Source organism: Streptomyces sp. NPDC000151, assembly GCF_040301705.1.
Classification (GTDB): Bacteria; Actinomycetota; Actinomycetes; order Streptomycetales; family Streptomycetaceae; genus Streptomyces.
The window spans coordinates 1-14241 of the sequence record NZ_JBEPFC010000007.1 but is presented as its reverse complement, the minus strand read 5'-3'; the positions used below and the strand labels follow the sequence as shown (position 1 = coordinate 14241).

At 70.0% G+C, this 14241-nt stretch carries 11 protein-coding genes; 6 read left to right on the top strand and 5 right to left on the bottom strand.

Features of this window, described 5'->3' with window-relative positions:
* Window positions 1–58: 58 nt before the first annotated feature.
* On the bottom strand, window positions 59–1099 hold the full coding sequence (locus ABT381_RS03995) for a vWA domain-containing protein (RefSeq protein ID WP_351587332.1): 1041 nt from the start codon (window positions 1097–1099) through the stop codon (window positions 59–61).
* Window positions 1100–1603: 504 nt separating this feature from the next.
* A complete protein-coding gene (locus ABT381_RS03990) occupies window positions 1604–1732 on the bottom strand; it encodes a hypothetical protein (protein WP_351587330.1) in 129 nt (42 codons plus the stop codon).
* Window positions 1733–2831: 1099 nt separating this feature from the next.
* On the opposite strand from ABT381_RS03990, the gene ABT381_RS03985 reads away from it, so the two are divergent.
* The 5 genes from ABT381_RS03985 to ABT381_RS03965 all read left to right on the top strand — a co-directional run bounded on the left by ABT381_RS03985 (window position 2832) and on the right by ABT381_RS03965 (window position 8758).
* A complete protein-coding gene (locus ABT381_RS03985; protein WP_351587328.1) occupies window positions 2832–3290 on the top strand; it encodes an N-acetyltransferase in 459 nt (152 codons plus the stop codon).
* 339 nt (window positions 3291–3629) lie between these two features.
* Window positions 3630–4976 carry an AAA family ATPase gene (locus ABT381_RS03980; protein ID WP_351587326.1) on the top strand — a complete coding sequence of 449 codons (1347 nt, stop codon included), beginning with the start codon at window positions 3630–3632 and terminating at the stop codon, window positions 4974–4976.
* Window positions 4977–5057: 81 nt separating this feature from the next.
* A complete protein-coding gene (locus tag ABT381_RS03975; RefSeq protein WP_351587324.1) occupies window positions 5058–6881 on the top strand; it encodes a TnsB C-terminal domain-containing protein in 1824 nt (607 codons plus the stop codon).
* Entirely contained in the window at window positions 6881–7624 is a 744-nt protein-coding gene (locus tag ABT381_RS03970) for an AAA family ATPase (RefSeq protein WP_351587322.1), read from the top strand. The genes ABT381_RS03975 and ABT381_RS03970 overlap by 1 nt, the downstream gene beginning before the upstream one ends.
* Window positions 7625–7645: 21 nt before the next feature.
* The gene (locus ABT381_RS03965) at window positions 7646–8758 is read left to right on the top strand and encodes a hypothetical protein (protein ID WP_351587320.1); all 1113 of its coding nucleotides are present in this window, start codon (window positions 7646–7648) and stop codon (window positions 8756–8758) included.
* 32 nt (window positions 8759–8790) lie between these two features.
* On the opposite strand, the gene tpg is transcribed toward ABT381_RS03965, so the two are convergent.
* Complete coding sequence (gene tpg / locus ABT381_RS03960; RefSeq protein ID WP_351587318.1) at window positions 8791–9414, bottom strand: telomere-protecting terminal protein Tpg; 624 nt, start codon at window positions 9412–9414, stop codon at window positions 8791–8793.
* A gap of 509 nt (window positions 9415–9923) precedes the next feature.
* Here tpg and ABT381_RS03955 point away from each other — a divergent pair.
* Window positions 9924–10505, top strand: a complete 582-nt coding sequence (locus ABT381_RS03955; RefSeq protein WP_351587316.1) for a hypothetical protein — start codon at window positions 9924–9926, stop codon at window positions 10503–10505.
* A 12-nt stretch (window positions 10506–10517) separates the two neighbouring features.
* Here ABT381_RS03955 and ABT381_RS03950 read toward each other — a convergent pair whose 3' ends face one another.
* Window positions 10518–13184, bottom strand: coding sequence for a DEAD/DEAH box helicase (locus ABT381_RS03950; protein WP_351587314.1), 2667 nt, complete (start codon window positions 13182–13184; stop codon window positions 10518–10520).
* A gap of 41 nt (window positions 13185–13225) precedes the next feature.
* Window positions 13226–13699 carry a hypothetical protein gene (locus ABT381_RS03945; RefSeq protein ID WP_351587312.1) on the bottom strand — a complete coding sequence of 158 codons (474 nt, stop codon included), beginning with the start codon at window positions 13697–13699 and terminating at the stop codon, window positions 13226–13228.
* Between the last annotated feature and the right edge of the window lie 542 nt (window positions 13700–14241).

Genomic DNA, 14241 nt, shown 5'->3' with positions numbered 1-14241 from the left:
TGCCGAACGCCGAAGGAGGGGTTCGGTCAGCCCGGCCGGCGGGGGTTCCAAGAGGGCTTCAGATCATCAACAGTAGCCGGGTGTGCGGTACCAGTTTCCGGTTGACGCTGGTGCTTTGCACGAAGATGGTGAAGTCGTCGTTGCGGTCGGGGTTGACGCGGACTTCCGCGTCCGGCAGGCCGAGCAGGGAGCGGGCCTGGGGCCCCGTGTAGACCCGGTCCGTCTTTTTCTCCAGCACCGCAATCCGCTTCTGCGCCTGGATCTTCTCCGACTTGCTCAGCTGATAAAATGCGCAACCGGTGCGGTAGGTGTGGCCGCATTCGGTGACCCAGTCCCGTATCGCCGCTGCGCGTGCCACGGGAATCAGCTGGTACTGCGAGGGGTTTACCGGGGTGAGGCCGGCTGCCTGGATCGTGTCGGTGTTGACCGCCTCCGACCCCGTGGAGAACACCGCCCGCGATCCCCGGATGCCTTGGGCCCGGCCCCTCATGAAGTTTTCGGTGGCCTGCTGGATGACCTGCCCGGCCTCCTCCAGGCCCTGCGTGCTGGTGGCGTCCCAGATGGCGATGTTGTCCTTGGGGAAACCGCACTGCATGGCCTCGCGCTTGCCCATCTGATCCGGCACAAGGACGGCCAGCGTCCAGTTGTCCTGCTGCCTCTGCAGCATCGTTGTCACGGCCTGCACCAGCTCACGCGGATCCCCGGCAGGGGCATCGGGGCAGCGATGACTTGCGTTCTCCTGTCCATCGGTCAGCACGAACGTCAGGAAGCTGTGGTCGCCGTACAGTTGGGCTGTCTGCGCCAGCTCCCGCTGCGACTTGAGCGTGGCTGCCAGCAGCGCCGTCATTCCGCCGACCCGGTACAGCTGTTTCAGGGACGGCATCCGCAGCACGTCCTTGTCGTAGATGACGCACTCCACCGTGTCGGCGAAGACGTACACCGTGACGCGGGTTTCTTGGCCCAGCTCCTTCGACCGGCGGGCCAGGTAGGCAATCTGCTGGTCGGCGACGTCGACGACCTTGCGGCTCAGATGCGACATGGATGAACTGGCATCCAGGACAAGAGCAACGTGGTTGATGTAGTTCTGGTTTCCAGACATGACCGCTCCCCCTTTTCCCCTCGATGCTTCTACCTTCTCACCCGCCACTGACAATCGATCGTGCTCCCAGGCCGCCAGCAGGGCCCACTCACCAGGCCGGCCGAACCCTGCGCCCACGCACCTGCGGCAGCGGGAGCGAGGGGCCGCCTCGCCCGTCAACGGCGCGGGGAGGCGCCAATCCGCCGCGGCGATGCCATGCCTGGTGGCCGGCCGCGGAAGGAAGCGGCGCATCAAGGACAACGGTGGCTTCCTGGCGAGCCCGTACGTACCGCAGACCGCAGACCGCGCAGGTGCAGGGACGAAGACAACGCCGGCGGGCGCTCAGGCAGCGGCTGATGAGGGCCGGCGCGGGAAGGTGTCCAGTGGCGTGGTGATGCCCTGGCTCGTTGCGCGGCGGTGCAGAGGAGCCGATCCGGTCGAGCAGCTTCTTCGTGATCTCCTCGGTGCCACTCAGTAAAGACATCCGAGCGGCTTCCCGGTGGATGACAGAGACCGCCCATCCGCTCATCCGCCGATCCGCTCGCCGGCGCGGGCGTGCTCGAAGCCGTCAGCATCGCCTGCCCGATCCGCTTCCGGCGCGCCGGAAGCGGCTTCGATCGTCTCGCCTCCTGCCTGCCCGCCATCGAGCAGCACCTCAACGAACTACGCGCTGACCACGCCAGTGCCAGGCCACGGACACCGCACAGTTCGTCATCACCGCGCTCACGCACAGATCACCGTGTCCAGGAGCGGTTCTTCTGACCAGGTGGTCTGGCCTGCGCTGATCAGTTGTGGTGTGTCTGCGGGCGAGGGCAGTGTGCCGGTATCTGCAGTCTGGCTTGACCGACGTTGTCTTGTGTCTCCAAGGCCGGGCGCAGCTGGTGTTCTCGGGCTGTACGTGCATGTTCCCGGGCCGTACGGGCTGCTCGGTGGTGTTGCCGGTGTCGGTGAGGAGTTGCCGCTGCTCGAGGGAGCTCGTCGTACATGGCGCACCGGCGCCACAGTCAGTGGTCGGTTCCGCAGTCGTGGGGAGGTCGTTGAAGCCGTTCTCGGTCCGCAGGAGGCGGCCGTCGGCGGCGTCGCGGGCGCGGTCGTAGCTGCGCTGCCCTTTCGGGTTCCAGGGCGGGCCCACCAGGGCGGTGGCGTTGAGGGCCTGGGCGCCGGCGGGCAGGGGCAGGGGGGTGGCTGGTGTGCTGGTAGTTGTGCGGGTTGGCGGGCCACTGTCCAGGCGGAAGCCGTCGTGGGCGTTGCGGAGGTTACGCAGGCCAGGCTGTCGTGTTCGGCGGCAAGGAGCGGGCGTGGTGAGGGCTTCTTCGGTGCCGGTCTTAAGGTTGCGCCGTCTGGGCTGGCGGCGGTCGTCACCGCGGTGTTGATGCCGATCTGGGTGAGGAGGGGCGTTGTTGTTCGGGTGCAGGAACGAGCGGCGGGTGCCCTGCAGGTGCAGCTATTTGTCCAGGCTGTAGCGGGTGGTGGGAAAGCCGCCGGCGGGCTCGAGCGGGCCGTGGCTGCGCTGTGTGTGAGTGGGCGCGTTGGTGGCATTGGGTGGGTGTCAGCAGGACGGGATGCTGGGTGCCTGGTCATGGGGATAGTTGCGGCCAGGTCCGCTGTCATGAGGTGACCAAGCGGCTGCTGTTTTCCAACCAGTGTGGGGTAGGTCGGCTGTCGTGGAGGTGGCTGTTCCTACCGTTTGAAGGACAACCGCAGCAACGCCCGCGAGACTCGGACTCGGCAGTGGACTGGCGAAGGAGCTCCGATGAGGACGCCTGACGGGCTGGATGAGTTTCGTTGGCGGTGGATGCTTCTTCGCCGTCCGAGGACCGAGTGGTTCTTTCTGCTGCGCGCCGCGACGCGGCCTGCTGGTTTCCAGGATATTCGCGTCTACGGCCGCGACGGGATATCCGATGCGCGGCTCGTGTGGAAGGTCTGTCATCAGTGCGAGCGGGGCGTCATTTCGAAAATCTCGCTCTCCCCGGAAGTGCAGCGGCAAGGTCTCGGCACACGCCTCGTCGACAGGGCACTCCTGGACGGTCCCGGCTATCGCTGGACGACCAGCAGCCAGTCCCCGGATGGTCGGGCGTTCTTCCGGGCGATGACGGCACGCACCGGCGCCGAGTTCGCGGCAGGAGCGCGAACATGCGAGCACATTTTGGAGAGTCGGCCCGGACGCCACAAGCCAATACTGGACCGACGCCTCCACCGGGCACGTCGCTGACTGCCAGCGCCCCACCTCTGACTGGGGAAGAGGCGCTGGGACGCCTTCTTGTCGCAGATGCCGTTTGACCGGTCGGACGTGAGGCTCGCTGAGCCGGAACGGTAGTTGCCACCACTGCTGGCATGCAGGTGCCTTCGTAGGTGGGCCAGGGCCAGTACAGGGCGATGTCAGCGGGGCGGGGTGCTGACAGCAGTCCACGGGCCGGGTCGTGGAACTGGTTGCTGTCGTGGGGTGACCGGGTGGCTGTCACGGTGTGGTTAGTAGCAGGTCGCGGTCCAACTGTGTTGGGTTTGCCTGTTTCTGTACAGGTGGGTGGCCGGGGCGGGTGGGGTTGGCCGTGTGACGGTTTTACAGGCCCCGGTGGGGGAGGCGGTGCCGGGTCCGGCTGTTTTGGCGGTGGCCGGGCGGGTGGAGCGGGCCGTGGTGGTGCGGCGGCTGCTGGCGGTGGACCGGGGTGAGGGCGGTCTGTCGTCGTTGCACGTGCGGATCGCGGCCGGTTTGGCGGGGGTGACGGAGCGGACGGTGTGGCGGTGGCTGGCCGAGGGACGCGAGGGGCGGGTGGAGGCGCGGCCGCGGCAGGGCGGGTTCGTGGTGGGCGACGCCTTGTGGGAGGTGCTCACCCAGGCCGGCGGGAACGTCGCCGAGCTGCGCCGAAGGATGCTCCAGGCGCAGGACGAGGGCGTGCTGGAACACTGGGGGGCGGAGTTTGTGCCGTCCTTGGCGACGCTGCACCGTGCGATCAAGGACGAGCTGCGTGCGGGCCGGGTGCTTCAGGTCGCCCGCGCGGCGTCGGGCCGGGTGGAGCCGAGCCTGTATGACCGGGCACTGGCCGAACTCGGCTTCGCAGATGGTGCGAACGGTCCGCCGGTCGTGGACGGCCCGGATGCCGAGCCGTCCGGTACGGGCGGTGAACAGCGGCCCGGCGCGGTGACGCGTACCCGGGTGGCCGGCGGGGTGCGCCTGTACGCGCCGGGGGCGCGACTGGTGTCCACGCGGCAGGTGGCCGGGGTGGTGGAGGCGGTGGGGCACACGGTCGCCGCGCGGGGGATCGGCTGTGTGTACGGGGACACGGGACTGGGGAAGACGGTCGCGGTCGAGCAGGCTCTGCACCTGCTGCCCGGCCGGGTGCCGGTGTGGCGGGTGATGGTGGGAGTCAGGCCCGGCCTGCCGCAGGTGCGGGCCGCGTTGTGCGAGGCATTGGGGCTGCCATCGGGGTCCCTGACCCACCGTGCCGGACCGGTCGACCAGGCGCTGACGGAGGCGCTGGCCGAGCCGGGTGTGCTGTTCCTCGACGACGCGCAGCGTCTGTCACCGCCGGTGCTGGACTACCTGCGGCAGCTGTGGGACTCGCCGGGCTGTGCGGCCGCCCTGGTGCTCTGCGGGGCGGGCAGTGAGCGGGCGCTCGCCCGGGCAGCGGCGATGCGTTCCCGGGTCCTGACCTGGCACCAGGTCAGCCGCCTCGACACGGAGCACGTGCCGCAGACGCTGCGCCTGTTTCACCCGGTGTGGGAGGACGCGGACCCGGTCGACCTGGGACGGGCGGATGAGCAGATCGCCCGCGGCAACTTCCGCACCTGGGCGAAGATCACCTCGCATGTCTGCGCCGCCCGGGGCCGCGACCCCGACGCGGGCGTGGGGCGGGACGCGATCGACCAGGCCTGCGCCCGGCTCGGCCCGTACCCATGACGGCCCCTCTCACATGCCCGGGACACACCAGTTCCGACGGCAGAGAACCTCACCCCGTTCGGCGAGGAGGGAAACAGCGCGATGACAGACAGCAGACCGCAGGACACCAACGGCGGCCACGACGTTGACGCGGGAGGGCAGTGGCTGCCACTGCCGGGGAATCCGGCCGGTGTGCTCGGAAAGCAGTCGCTGGTTGCACTGCGGGCGCCCGCAGTGCGTCGCCTGCTGGCGCTGAGGGCCCGGGGCGGTCTTACGCGGCAGCACGTGCGGCTGGCGGGGGAGTGCCTGGGAGCATCGGAGCGCACGGTGTGGCGATGGCTGGCCGAGGCATCCCAGAGCCCGGCGGCGGCTGCGCACCCCGGAGCCCGCCACACCGGCCGGTTCGAGATCACCGCGGAGATCCGGGTGCTGCTGGCGTACTGGCACGGCAACGCCTCCGCAGTCCACCGCCAGCTCATGGAGCGCGCCGCAGCCGAGGCCGGAGGCGTACGCGCGCAAACGTCCGGCACTGCCGCGCCCGTCCCGCCGGACATCGTGGCTGTTCCGGGTGGGGCAGCCCTGTCGCAGGTGCCGCTGCTGGATCCGGTCCCGTCCCTGTCGACGTTCCTGCGCGCGCTGCGCCGTGACCTGACGGCGGGGGAGCGCGCCGGTCTCGCCATCGGACCGGCGACAGCACGCGCCCATGACGTGTTTGGCAAGCGGCCGGCGTCATGGCGCAACTACGCCTGGGAGACCGACCACGTCCAGGCCCCGGTGCTGGTCGACGCCGACGGCGACCTGGTGCGCCCGTGGATCACCTGGTTCATCGACACCGCCACCAAGGTCATCACCGGCACCGCTGTCACCCCGGGCCATCCCTCCCGCGCGTCGGTACTGGCCGCCTTGCGCGCCGCAGTAGTGCGGGATGAGCCCTACGGCCCGGCCGGGGGAGTGCCGGAGCTGGTGAGGGTGGACCGGGGCAAGGACTTCCTGTCGGCCGCCGTCACCACCGCGCTCGGCGCGATGGGCGTGACGGTCAAGGACCTGCCCGCCTACAGCCCGCATCTGAAAGGAACGGTGGAGAACCTCAACCGGGCTGCGGACCGGATGCTGTTCGCCGCCCTGCCCGGCTACACCGCCGGGCCCACCGGGCCCCGCTCAGACCGGCGCGGACGTACCGCAGGGGCGGTGTCCGCCCTGTCGTTCCAGGACTTCACCACGGAGGTCCTGGCGTGGACGAACTGGTGGAACACCGCGCATCGCCCGAAAGCTCTGTCGGGCCTTACGCCACTGGAGGCGTGGCAGGCCGATCCGACCCCTGTCACCGACATCCCCGCCGCCGACCTGTGGGCCTTCACCCTCGAGGACGACGGGCGGCCCCGAAAGCTGACCAGCCACGGCGTGAGCTGGCGCGGCCGCACCTACACCGCCGCGTGGATGACCGGCCAGGCCGGCCGCCAGGTCCGCGTGCGCTACATGCCGCACCACGACCACGAGATCGAGGTTTGCGACGCCCGAGGCCGCCACCTCGGCCCGGCGCACCTCGCGGACGCGGCCACCCCCGAGCAACTGCAGGCGCTGCGCGAGGCACGTGCGGAGCGCGCCCGGCGCCTGCGCGCCGACGCGAAGGCCGCCGAACGCCTGCGCCGCCAGCGATTCGCCCCCACCACCAGCGCGGAGCCCGCCCAGCGGCTGGGAGCCATCACGGCCGCCCAGGCCGACCGTGAACTCGCCGCCGCCGACTACACCGACGTCGCACGGCTGGCACTGCCCGACCTGATCCCGCCCGCCCCGCCTCCAGCGCACTGGCGCACCCCGCCCGCCCTCGCTGCCGGCACCGCGTCACCTCCCCCCGTCCCCGCTCCAGCCGACCTGCCAGCGGACACTCTGCCGGAGCCCGGCACCCACCCCGCAGGAGACGCCTGATGACCACGGCCACCTACCAGTACGTCGACCTCCCCGACGCGGCCGTCGTCATCACCCGGGCCCTGCTCACCGCACAGGAGAACATTGCCGACACCGTCGCCGCGCGCGCCATGATGTGCATCCACGGCGGCGCGGGCTTCGGCAAGACTCTCGCGGTCAACACGTGCCTGCACGAACTCGAACCCGTAGAGGACGTCCGACGGGTCACCTTCCGTGCCCGTCCCACGGCCCGCGCGGTGCGCTACGAGCTGTTCACCGCGCTCGATCTGGCCGGTGAACCACCGCGTCATCCCAGCGAGTTCGACCGTCTGCTGAAGATGGCCCTGGCCGAGCGCCCCCGTACGTTCCTCGTGGACGAGGCCCAGTGGCTCAACGGGGAGGCCTTCGAATACTTCCGCTACCTGTGGGACGAACCCGCCACTCAGCTCGCGATCATCTTCGTCGGCGGGGAGGGCTGCCACACCGTGCTGCGCCGTGAACCGATGCTGTCCTCCCGCATCTTCATCTGGCAGCACTTCTCCCGCCTCACGCCCGGTGAGGTCCTGGAGGCCATCCCCCTGTTCCATCCGGTCTGGGCCGACGCTGACCCCGACGACATCACGTTCGCCGACCAGCACGCCGCACACGGCAACTTCCGCGCCTGGGCCCAGCTGACCGCCCACACCCGCACCGCCCTGGCACGCACCGGCCGCCCCCGCGTCGACCAAGAACTGCTGCGCTGGGCCTTCAGCCGCCTCGCCTGACCACCACACCACCACACCGCCATGCCCCTCGCCGCGCCACCGCCGCCCGTCGCCGTGGTCATCGACCCCGGCGACGACGCGATCCACACGCACACCGCCCTGGCTGCCCACCATCCGTCGTCCGGCCGGATCACCCTGCACCCCGGCCCGGGCACCACCAGCGAAACCGGCCTCGCCCACGACCTTCTCGTCGCCCTGGGTAAACCGCCCCTACTCCCGGGCCGCTTTCCCGGCGGCCGTCAGCCCGCCTGGGAAGCCGCTGCCGCCTGGATGACCGCCCTTCCCATCACCCGGCTAACCGTCCTGCGCGCCCACCGCCTCACCGCCCGCCGCACGATGCGCCTGCTACAGCTACATGCCCTCACCGGTATCCACCTGACCTTGGTCTGCCACCGCCCTCACCTTCCCGCCGCTCTGCACCAGGCCCTGCGGACGGCCGACTACGCCCTCACCGCCGACTTCGAGGCAGCCCGCCGCCACTACTACGGCACGCCTATCACCGAACCCCCGCCGGCAGACGAACACGCCGGGCCGGCAGACCGCTGGCTCACCCTGCCCGCACTGGACCGCCTCGTCTCCTACGACAGCCCCCACCCCTGCACCGCCCCGTGCACGCCGCCCCCGATCGTCTGGCGGCACCGCCCACCGCCCGTGCCGCTCACCGCGCACATCGCCCAGCAGGTCGCCCACCGGCTGCACGCGGCGACCGCACATCCCCACCTCGCCGCGGCCGTCGCCGCCGCACTGATCACCGGCGCCTCCCTCCAGCAACTCGCCACCGCACGCCCCCGCGACTACGACGACGCCGCGGCCACGCTCGCCCTGCACGACCGCGCCCGCTACACCGACGGCTGCGCCGCCTACCCCGTACCGCCCTGGGCGGGCGTCTTCCTGCGGGCTGCGGCCTGCTTCACCCGGCTGGTATCCAGCGAGGAGCAGGAACTGCTCGCCGCGCCAGGTGACCGTGGGCACCTGCTGCGCGTGGCGGAGACGGCCAGGCTGCGCTCGCCACAGCCGCCCGCAGCCCGCCGCCAAGGCTCGGTCGGCCGTGTGGAGTGGGACTGGCGCGAGCGGCAGGAAGCCGAGAGGTACGAAGCGACGCCGGCCAGCCGCGTCAGGACCTCGCGACGCTGAACCCCCTGACGCGGTCGCTCGAAGAGTCAGCCTCAGCCGATCGAGAAGTCGGCGAACTCGACGTCGCTGAAAGCGATGTGCAGACCGTGGGCCCGGCGGCCCCATTCGTGAAAGTAGGCGTGTCCCAGCGCGCGGGCCAGGATCACCGTTTGCTGTTGCTCGCCCGCGCCGGCATCCCAGGCGGCGAACAGCTCCCGGGCGACCTCTCCCGGAAGGTCCTGGGTGATCCACCGCACCCGCGGATCATCCGAAGACCCTGCTGGCGCGGCGAATCCGAATCGCACCCTGGTGTGGAAGACGAAGCCTTCCGCCTCGGCCTGGGCACGCCGACGGGCTCGTATCCGGGGCTGCCACCGAGCCAGGACCGCTTCCTCGATCGCCCGGACCTGCATCGGACCCGGCGGACGACGTGCTCCTGGCTTCTTCGTCACCCACCGCTGCACGGTGCGCTGCGACACCCCCAGCACGGTGGCCACCCTCTGGGTGGAACCCCGATGCGCTGCCAGCAGAAAACGCAGGCGGGCCTCGGTGCTTGAGGGAACAGACCGGGTGCGCAACGCGCGCTCCAAACCCTGCTTGATCTGTCCCACGTCCGCCTCTCGAAGCGGCCAGCCGACAGGGTCGGCACCTGCAGTCCGTCGCGTCAGTTCTGCCATACCGCCCGCTCCTGCTGGCCAGTTCCTGCATTCTCGGGACAGTGCTGGCTGACGCAAGCTACGAGCCCTTGGGCGAGCATCGGCGACAAGCTGGCGGCGCGGTTCACGACGGACGTCGCCGGCATCCCGGTGTTGTCCTCCTGGTATCGAGTCCCAAAAGGGCGAGGCGGGAGCACTTCGCCGGATGGAGAACTGGCGCAGTCCTTCGGCTGCGCCTTGTCCGCGACGCCGTCCGGCACGCACATGAGCCGAACGACCCGTACACGGAGAACACCACCGCCTTCGCCGTCGCCGACGAAGGGAAGAGCCGACGGCCGAGCCGGTATCCTGCCCGCAGGGCTGACGCCCTGGGCTTCGCCGACGCCCACACCGCACCCGGACACCCACACTGCCCGGAACAATGGTGGAAGGTCTTCCGGGATCAACGGACCGCTTGACGAACAACTTGAGGATCCATCGAGCCGGGTTGCCGTGTGGGGGTGAGGACCCGGTGCCGAGAGGACCCGTCCATGACCAAACGCACTACCGAGCAGCAGCGCGCCCGCGAACTCCAGCGCACCGCACACGAGCAGGGCACACACTCCAGCTACCACGAAGCCCTCAACTGGGTACGTGCCACCGCCGAGGCACAGGCTGAGAATCCAGATGCGATCGTCGTCTTCGCGCCGCACGCGGCCTGCATCATGATCTTCGACGCGTACGAGGACCCCGAGTACATCCGTGGCTCGATCACGCCGATTCCCGCAGCCGAAGCCGAGCTCGCCAACGAGCTGCTCCAGCGGAGAAACGCTCTGATGCGCGACCACTCCAAGGCACAGCTCGTAGCCATGATCCGCAGCAGGTGGGGTGTTCCGATCGCGGATCTCGTGCGTTCCACCAAGCAGGAGCTCGCCAATGATCTTGTGGACGGCGAGGACAGCCGCGAGCGCTACGACGCGTACGGGCGGGTGGCGCTGATCAACGGCAGGCCGACGCGCGACTCACGACCTCTTTGCGGAGGCGTCGGCTGCTCCGGCCACGACAGCGCGACGCCCTGGCCGGAAACCCGCGCGCGCTTCCGCGCCCAAGGGCCCTGCATCGACGCACAGTAGCCCGAGTGGCTTCTACGCCCTCGCCCATTTCAGGCCGAGCGCGGCGAGCGCGTCGCGTTGGTCCTGGGTGAGCTTGTCGCGCCTTGACTTGGTGTTCGAGACCCACACCCCCAGCTTCACTGCCACCGGCTCTGCCTCGCCGTCGATTGCGATCTCTTCGCTGTGGCTGCGCGGCACCGGTCGGTCCGCGCCTTCCCGTTCCACCCACTGCCTGAGGGCTGCCAGACCGCGCTGGAACGCCTGCTGCGCCTTGCTCAGGCCTTTCGTCGCTCGCTCGGCCGTCGGGGCGGGCGCCGGCTCCTCCAGTGGCTTGATGCCCAGTTTGGTCAGCCGTTCTTGCTGCTCGGTGGACAGCTGCGCCCAGGTGCCTGGCTGTTTCTGCCGCTGCAGCCATTTGCCCAGGTCGTCGCCCTCGAACGTCACTCCGGGCTGGATTTCGGCAAGTACGCCGGCTCCGTCGGCGTCGACGAGGTCGGCGAGGACGCGGTAGTGGCGTTGCCAGTCCAGCGGCCAGGGCCAGTTCCAGTCGGGGTCGACCGCGGCCAGCTGCCGCGCCCGCACGCGAGCCCGCTCCGGGTCCTTGCCGAGGCCGCCCTTGCGCCGGAGGTTGGCCATGTGCTGTCCGATGGGCACCATGGTCTCGTCCTCGCCCCAGACGGCGTCCTGTCGCGGTGCGAGGTGTCCGGTGGCCCGCCGGTAGGACCGGAGCGCGGCGAGCTTGTTCTCCCAGGCTTCTTCGCCCGGCTCCCACACCATTCCGGCTTCCGGCGCGTCCAGCAGGGTCTTGCGCCGGTCCTCCAGCTCTCCGGCCCGCAGCGCCTTGCGCTGCTGGTGCACCCACCGCCCGAGAGGGAAGTCCTTCGTGACGCCCACCGTCGTCTCGGTGTCGTACGGCACCGCGTACAGGCCGGTGATCTCGTTCTCGGCTCGCCAGCGGAGGAGGGCTTGGTAGCCCTCCAGCCACACCAGGGACTCCGGACGGTAGACCCGGGTGCGCAGGAACGCCGCGATGGTCGCCGCGTGGCGTGGGCTGGAGAAGTGCAGCAGCGCCGACTCCGCGGCGGCCTGGGTGCCGTCCTGCTCCTGGTCCTCGTCGTCGGCGCCGATGATCCGGCCGTCGTCGTCGCGCCGGACGTGGACCTTGCGCTGTCCGCTGGTGAGGGCGCGGGAGGCCAACTGCTCTACGAGGCGTTCCGAGTGGGAGCGGAGGCCCTGGAGCACCGCTACAAGAGGTCGAAAGCTGGCGCTGGCGACCATGTCGGTTGGGTCCTCGCCGGGCTCCAGGAAGACGGGCACGATGATCCTGGCGACCTTGGTGGAGCCGTCCTTGTTGAGCCGGAGCGCGCGGCCGATGTTCTGGACGATCTCGACCTGCGAGCCGCGGGTGTCGGCGAAGCAGATCGCTTCCACTCCGCGCTCGCCGGTGATGTCGACGCCTTCCCCGAGGACGCGAACGCTCGCGAGGAAGGCGCGGTGCACCCGGCGGCCGGCTGCGTCGATCCCATTGGCGAATTGCCGCAGCACCTCCCGCCGCTCGGTGACGAGGTGGTCGCCGCACAGCCATGCCGACCACACCCGGTCCGGGGGGACGTGGCGGCCGGCTTCCAGCTCGTAGAACTCCGCGTCGATCGACGACGCCGGCAGCTCCTCCGCCTGCGCCAGGTCGTCGTCGGACGTCTCGTTGACGTACAGCTCCGTTGCCGTCTCCGGCAGCTTCTCCGCGAAGGCCGCCGCCTCCTCGACCTTCTGGTGGAAGGTCATGACGGTGCGTAGGTTCCACCTTGCCGCGTGCTCCAGCAGCGCCGTCTGCAGGAGCGCGAGGCGCCGGCCCCGCAGCGCCTCCTCGGACAGTCCGAGGGCCGGTGAGGGGTCGCGGATCTCCAGGACGTCGATCTCGAACCCGGCGAGGATGCCGCGCTCGATGGCCTCTGAGAGCCCGAGTTCGGCCAGCCACGCGCCGTAGGTTCCGTCCGGGGCGTCGGCCATGCTGGCGATCTCCAGCTCCTGGCCGTCCGTGCCCTTCTGCGGCCGGGGCGAGGCCAGGATGCGGGGCGTGGCGGTGAGGTAGAGCCGGAAGTCCGCCGGGATCCGCTGGTTGTCGTGGATCGCCGCCCACGGCCGTCCAAGATCACCTGCGGTTCCGTGCGCTTCGTCCACGATCGCGAGGTCGAAGCCGTCCATCCGCTGCCCGTACAGGCGCTCCCCGCCTGCCAGAGCGGCCTCCAGCGGCCCGCGAACCTTCCGCTGGCCCGACGGATCGTCCGGGTCCTCGCGGTCCACCAGGGAGGCGTACGTGGCGAGCACGATGACCGGCCCGTTCGCGGCCCACAGGGCGAGCTGGATCGGGTTGGTGGTGGTGCGCACCCCCAGCTCCTCCAGTACCGGGTCGTTCTCCAGCGAGCACACCGCGACCATCGACGCCCGGTGGCCCACCAGACGCCACGCCTGGGCAGTCTGCGCCAGCAGGTCCAGAGTCGGGACAGTGACGAGGATCCGGCCGCCCGGGAAGCACTCCAGCGCGCACGCGGCGGCGGTGATCGTCTTCCCGGATCCAGTCGCTGACACGATCGTGCCTCGCGCCCCCCGAGGGGGGACAGGTGTCCTTGCAGGGAATCCAACCCACTTACGGAAAGCCACCTTCTGGTCTACCTGGTGTTCCCGAAGCTGAATAGCTGGCATTCTGAAGCTTTCCCTACCTCTTTTAGTGACTGTTTCGGGAATTACCGGGACGGCATGAACGGCGGGACGGAAACCTTACCGTCCTCACCCACCACCACCCGCTCGGCCAGCTGCGCCAGAACCTGGGCGGGCCGAAGGCCGGCCCGATCTGCTGCCGCCCTGATGAGACGGCTGGGCGCCGCGGACAGCCACAGTTCTGCGCGCAGCTCATCCGCTTCCTCCCGCCGCCGCGCCTCGAAAGCAGCCCGGGCCGCAAGAGCACCCTCCCGCCGCTCCTGGCGCTCCCGAGCCCATGACGAGCCCTGGGCATCCTGCTCCGGCTCATATTCGTCCCAATTGAGCGAAGACATCAAGGCCCTGACGCGCTGCCACTCCGCGTGCTGGGCCGACCAAATGGCAGCCAGCCGTTCCGGCTCCTCCGCGAACTCGGAGGCGGGCCCGTCCCGCCCCACCTGCTCCGCCGTCTCACGCTCGCGGACAGCGGCCTCCTCGTCCTTCTCGGAAACAGCGGCCATATTGAGGCCGTCTGCGTGGCGCCTGACCCGATCTCGCGCTACGTCCTGAGCACTCCACATGATCTTCTCTTTCTTTTTGTGAGCAGCGGCCCGCCACAGCTCGGGACGGGGGTGCCCCACGTTTTTGCCAACGCTACGTGCTGCATCAGTTTGATGCAGCCGCTACACTGAAACCCGACCCGATCGAGCGACCCCCATCCTCGTAGCCAGCTCGGCCCGCGCCAGCGGGCCCCACGGTTCTGGAGGCGCAGCCGGAAGGACCGTTGAGGCGGGGGAGCGCAGCGGACCCGCCGACCCTGGGCTGGAGTGAAACGAAAGCCCAGGGTAGCGGGGGAAAGTTCCTCGACTCCGGGAGCGCAGCGGACGGAGCGTCAACCTCGGCGCGCAGCGCCGAGGTTGTGCGGATGGCGCAGCCATCCGCCAGCGCTCACGCGGAGCGGGAGCGCGACCCCCCCCCCCCGGCGGGGGGGGGGGGTGGCAAAGCGCCCCCATGAGAAGGGGAGAGGGTGGGGGAGGGGGAGGGTGTGATATAGCAAGTGTAT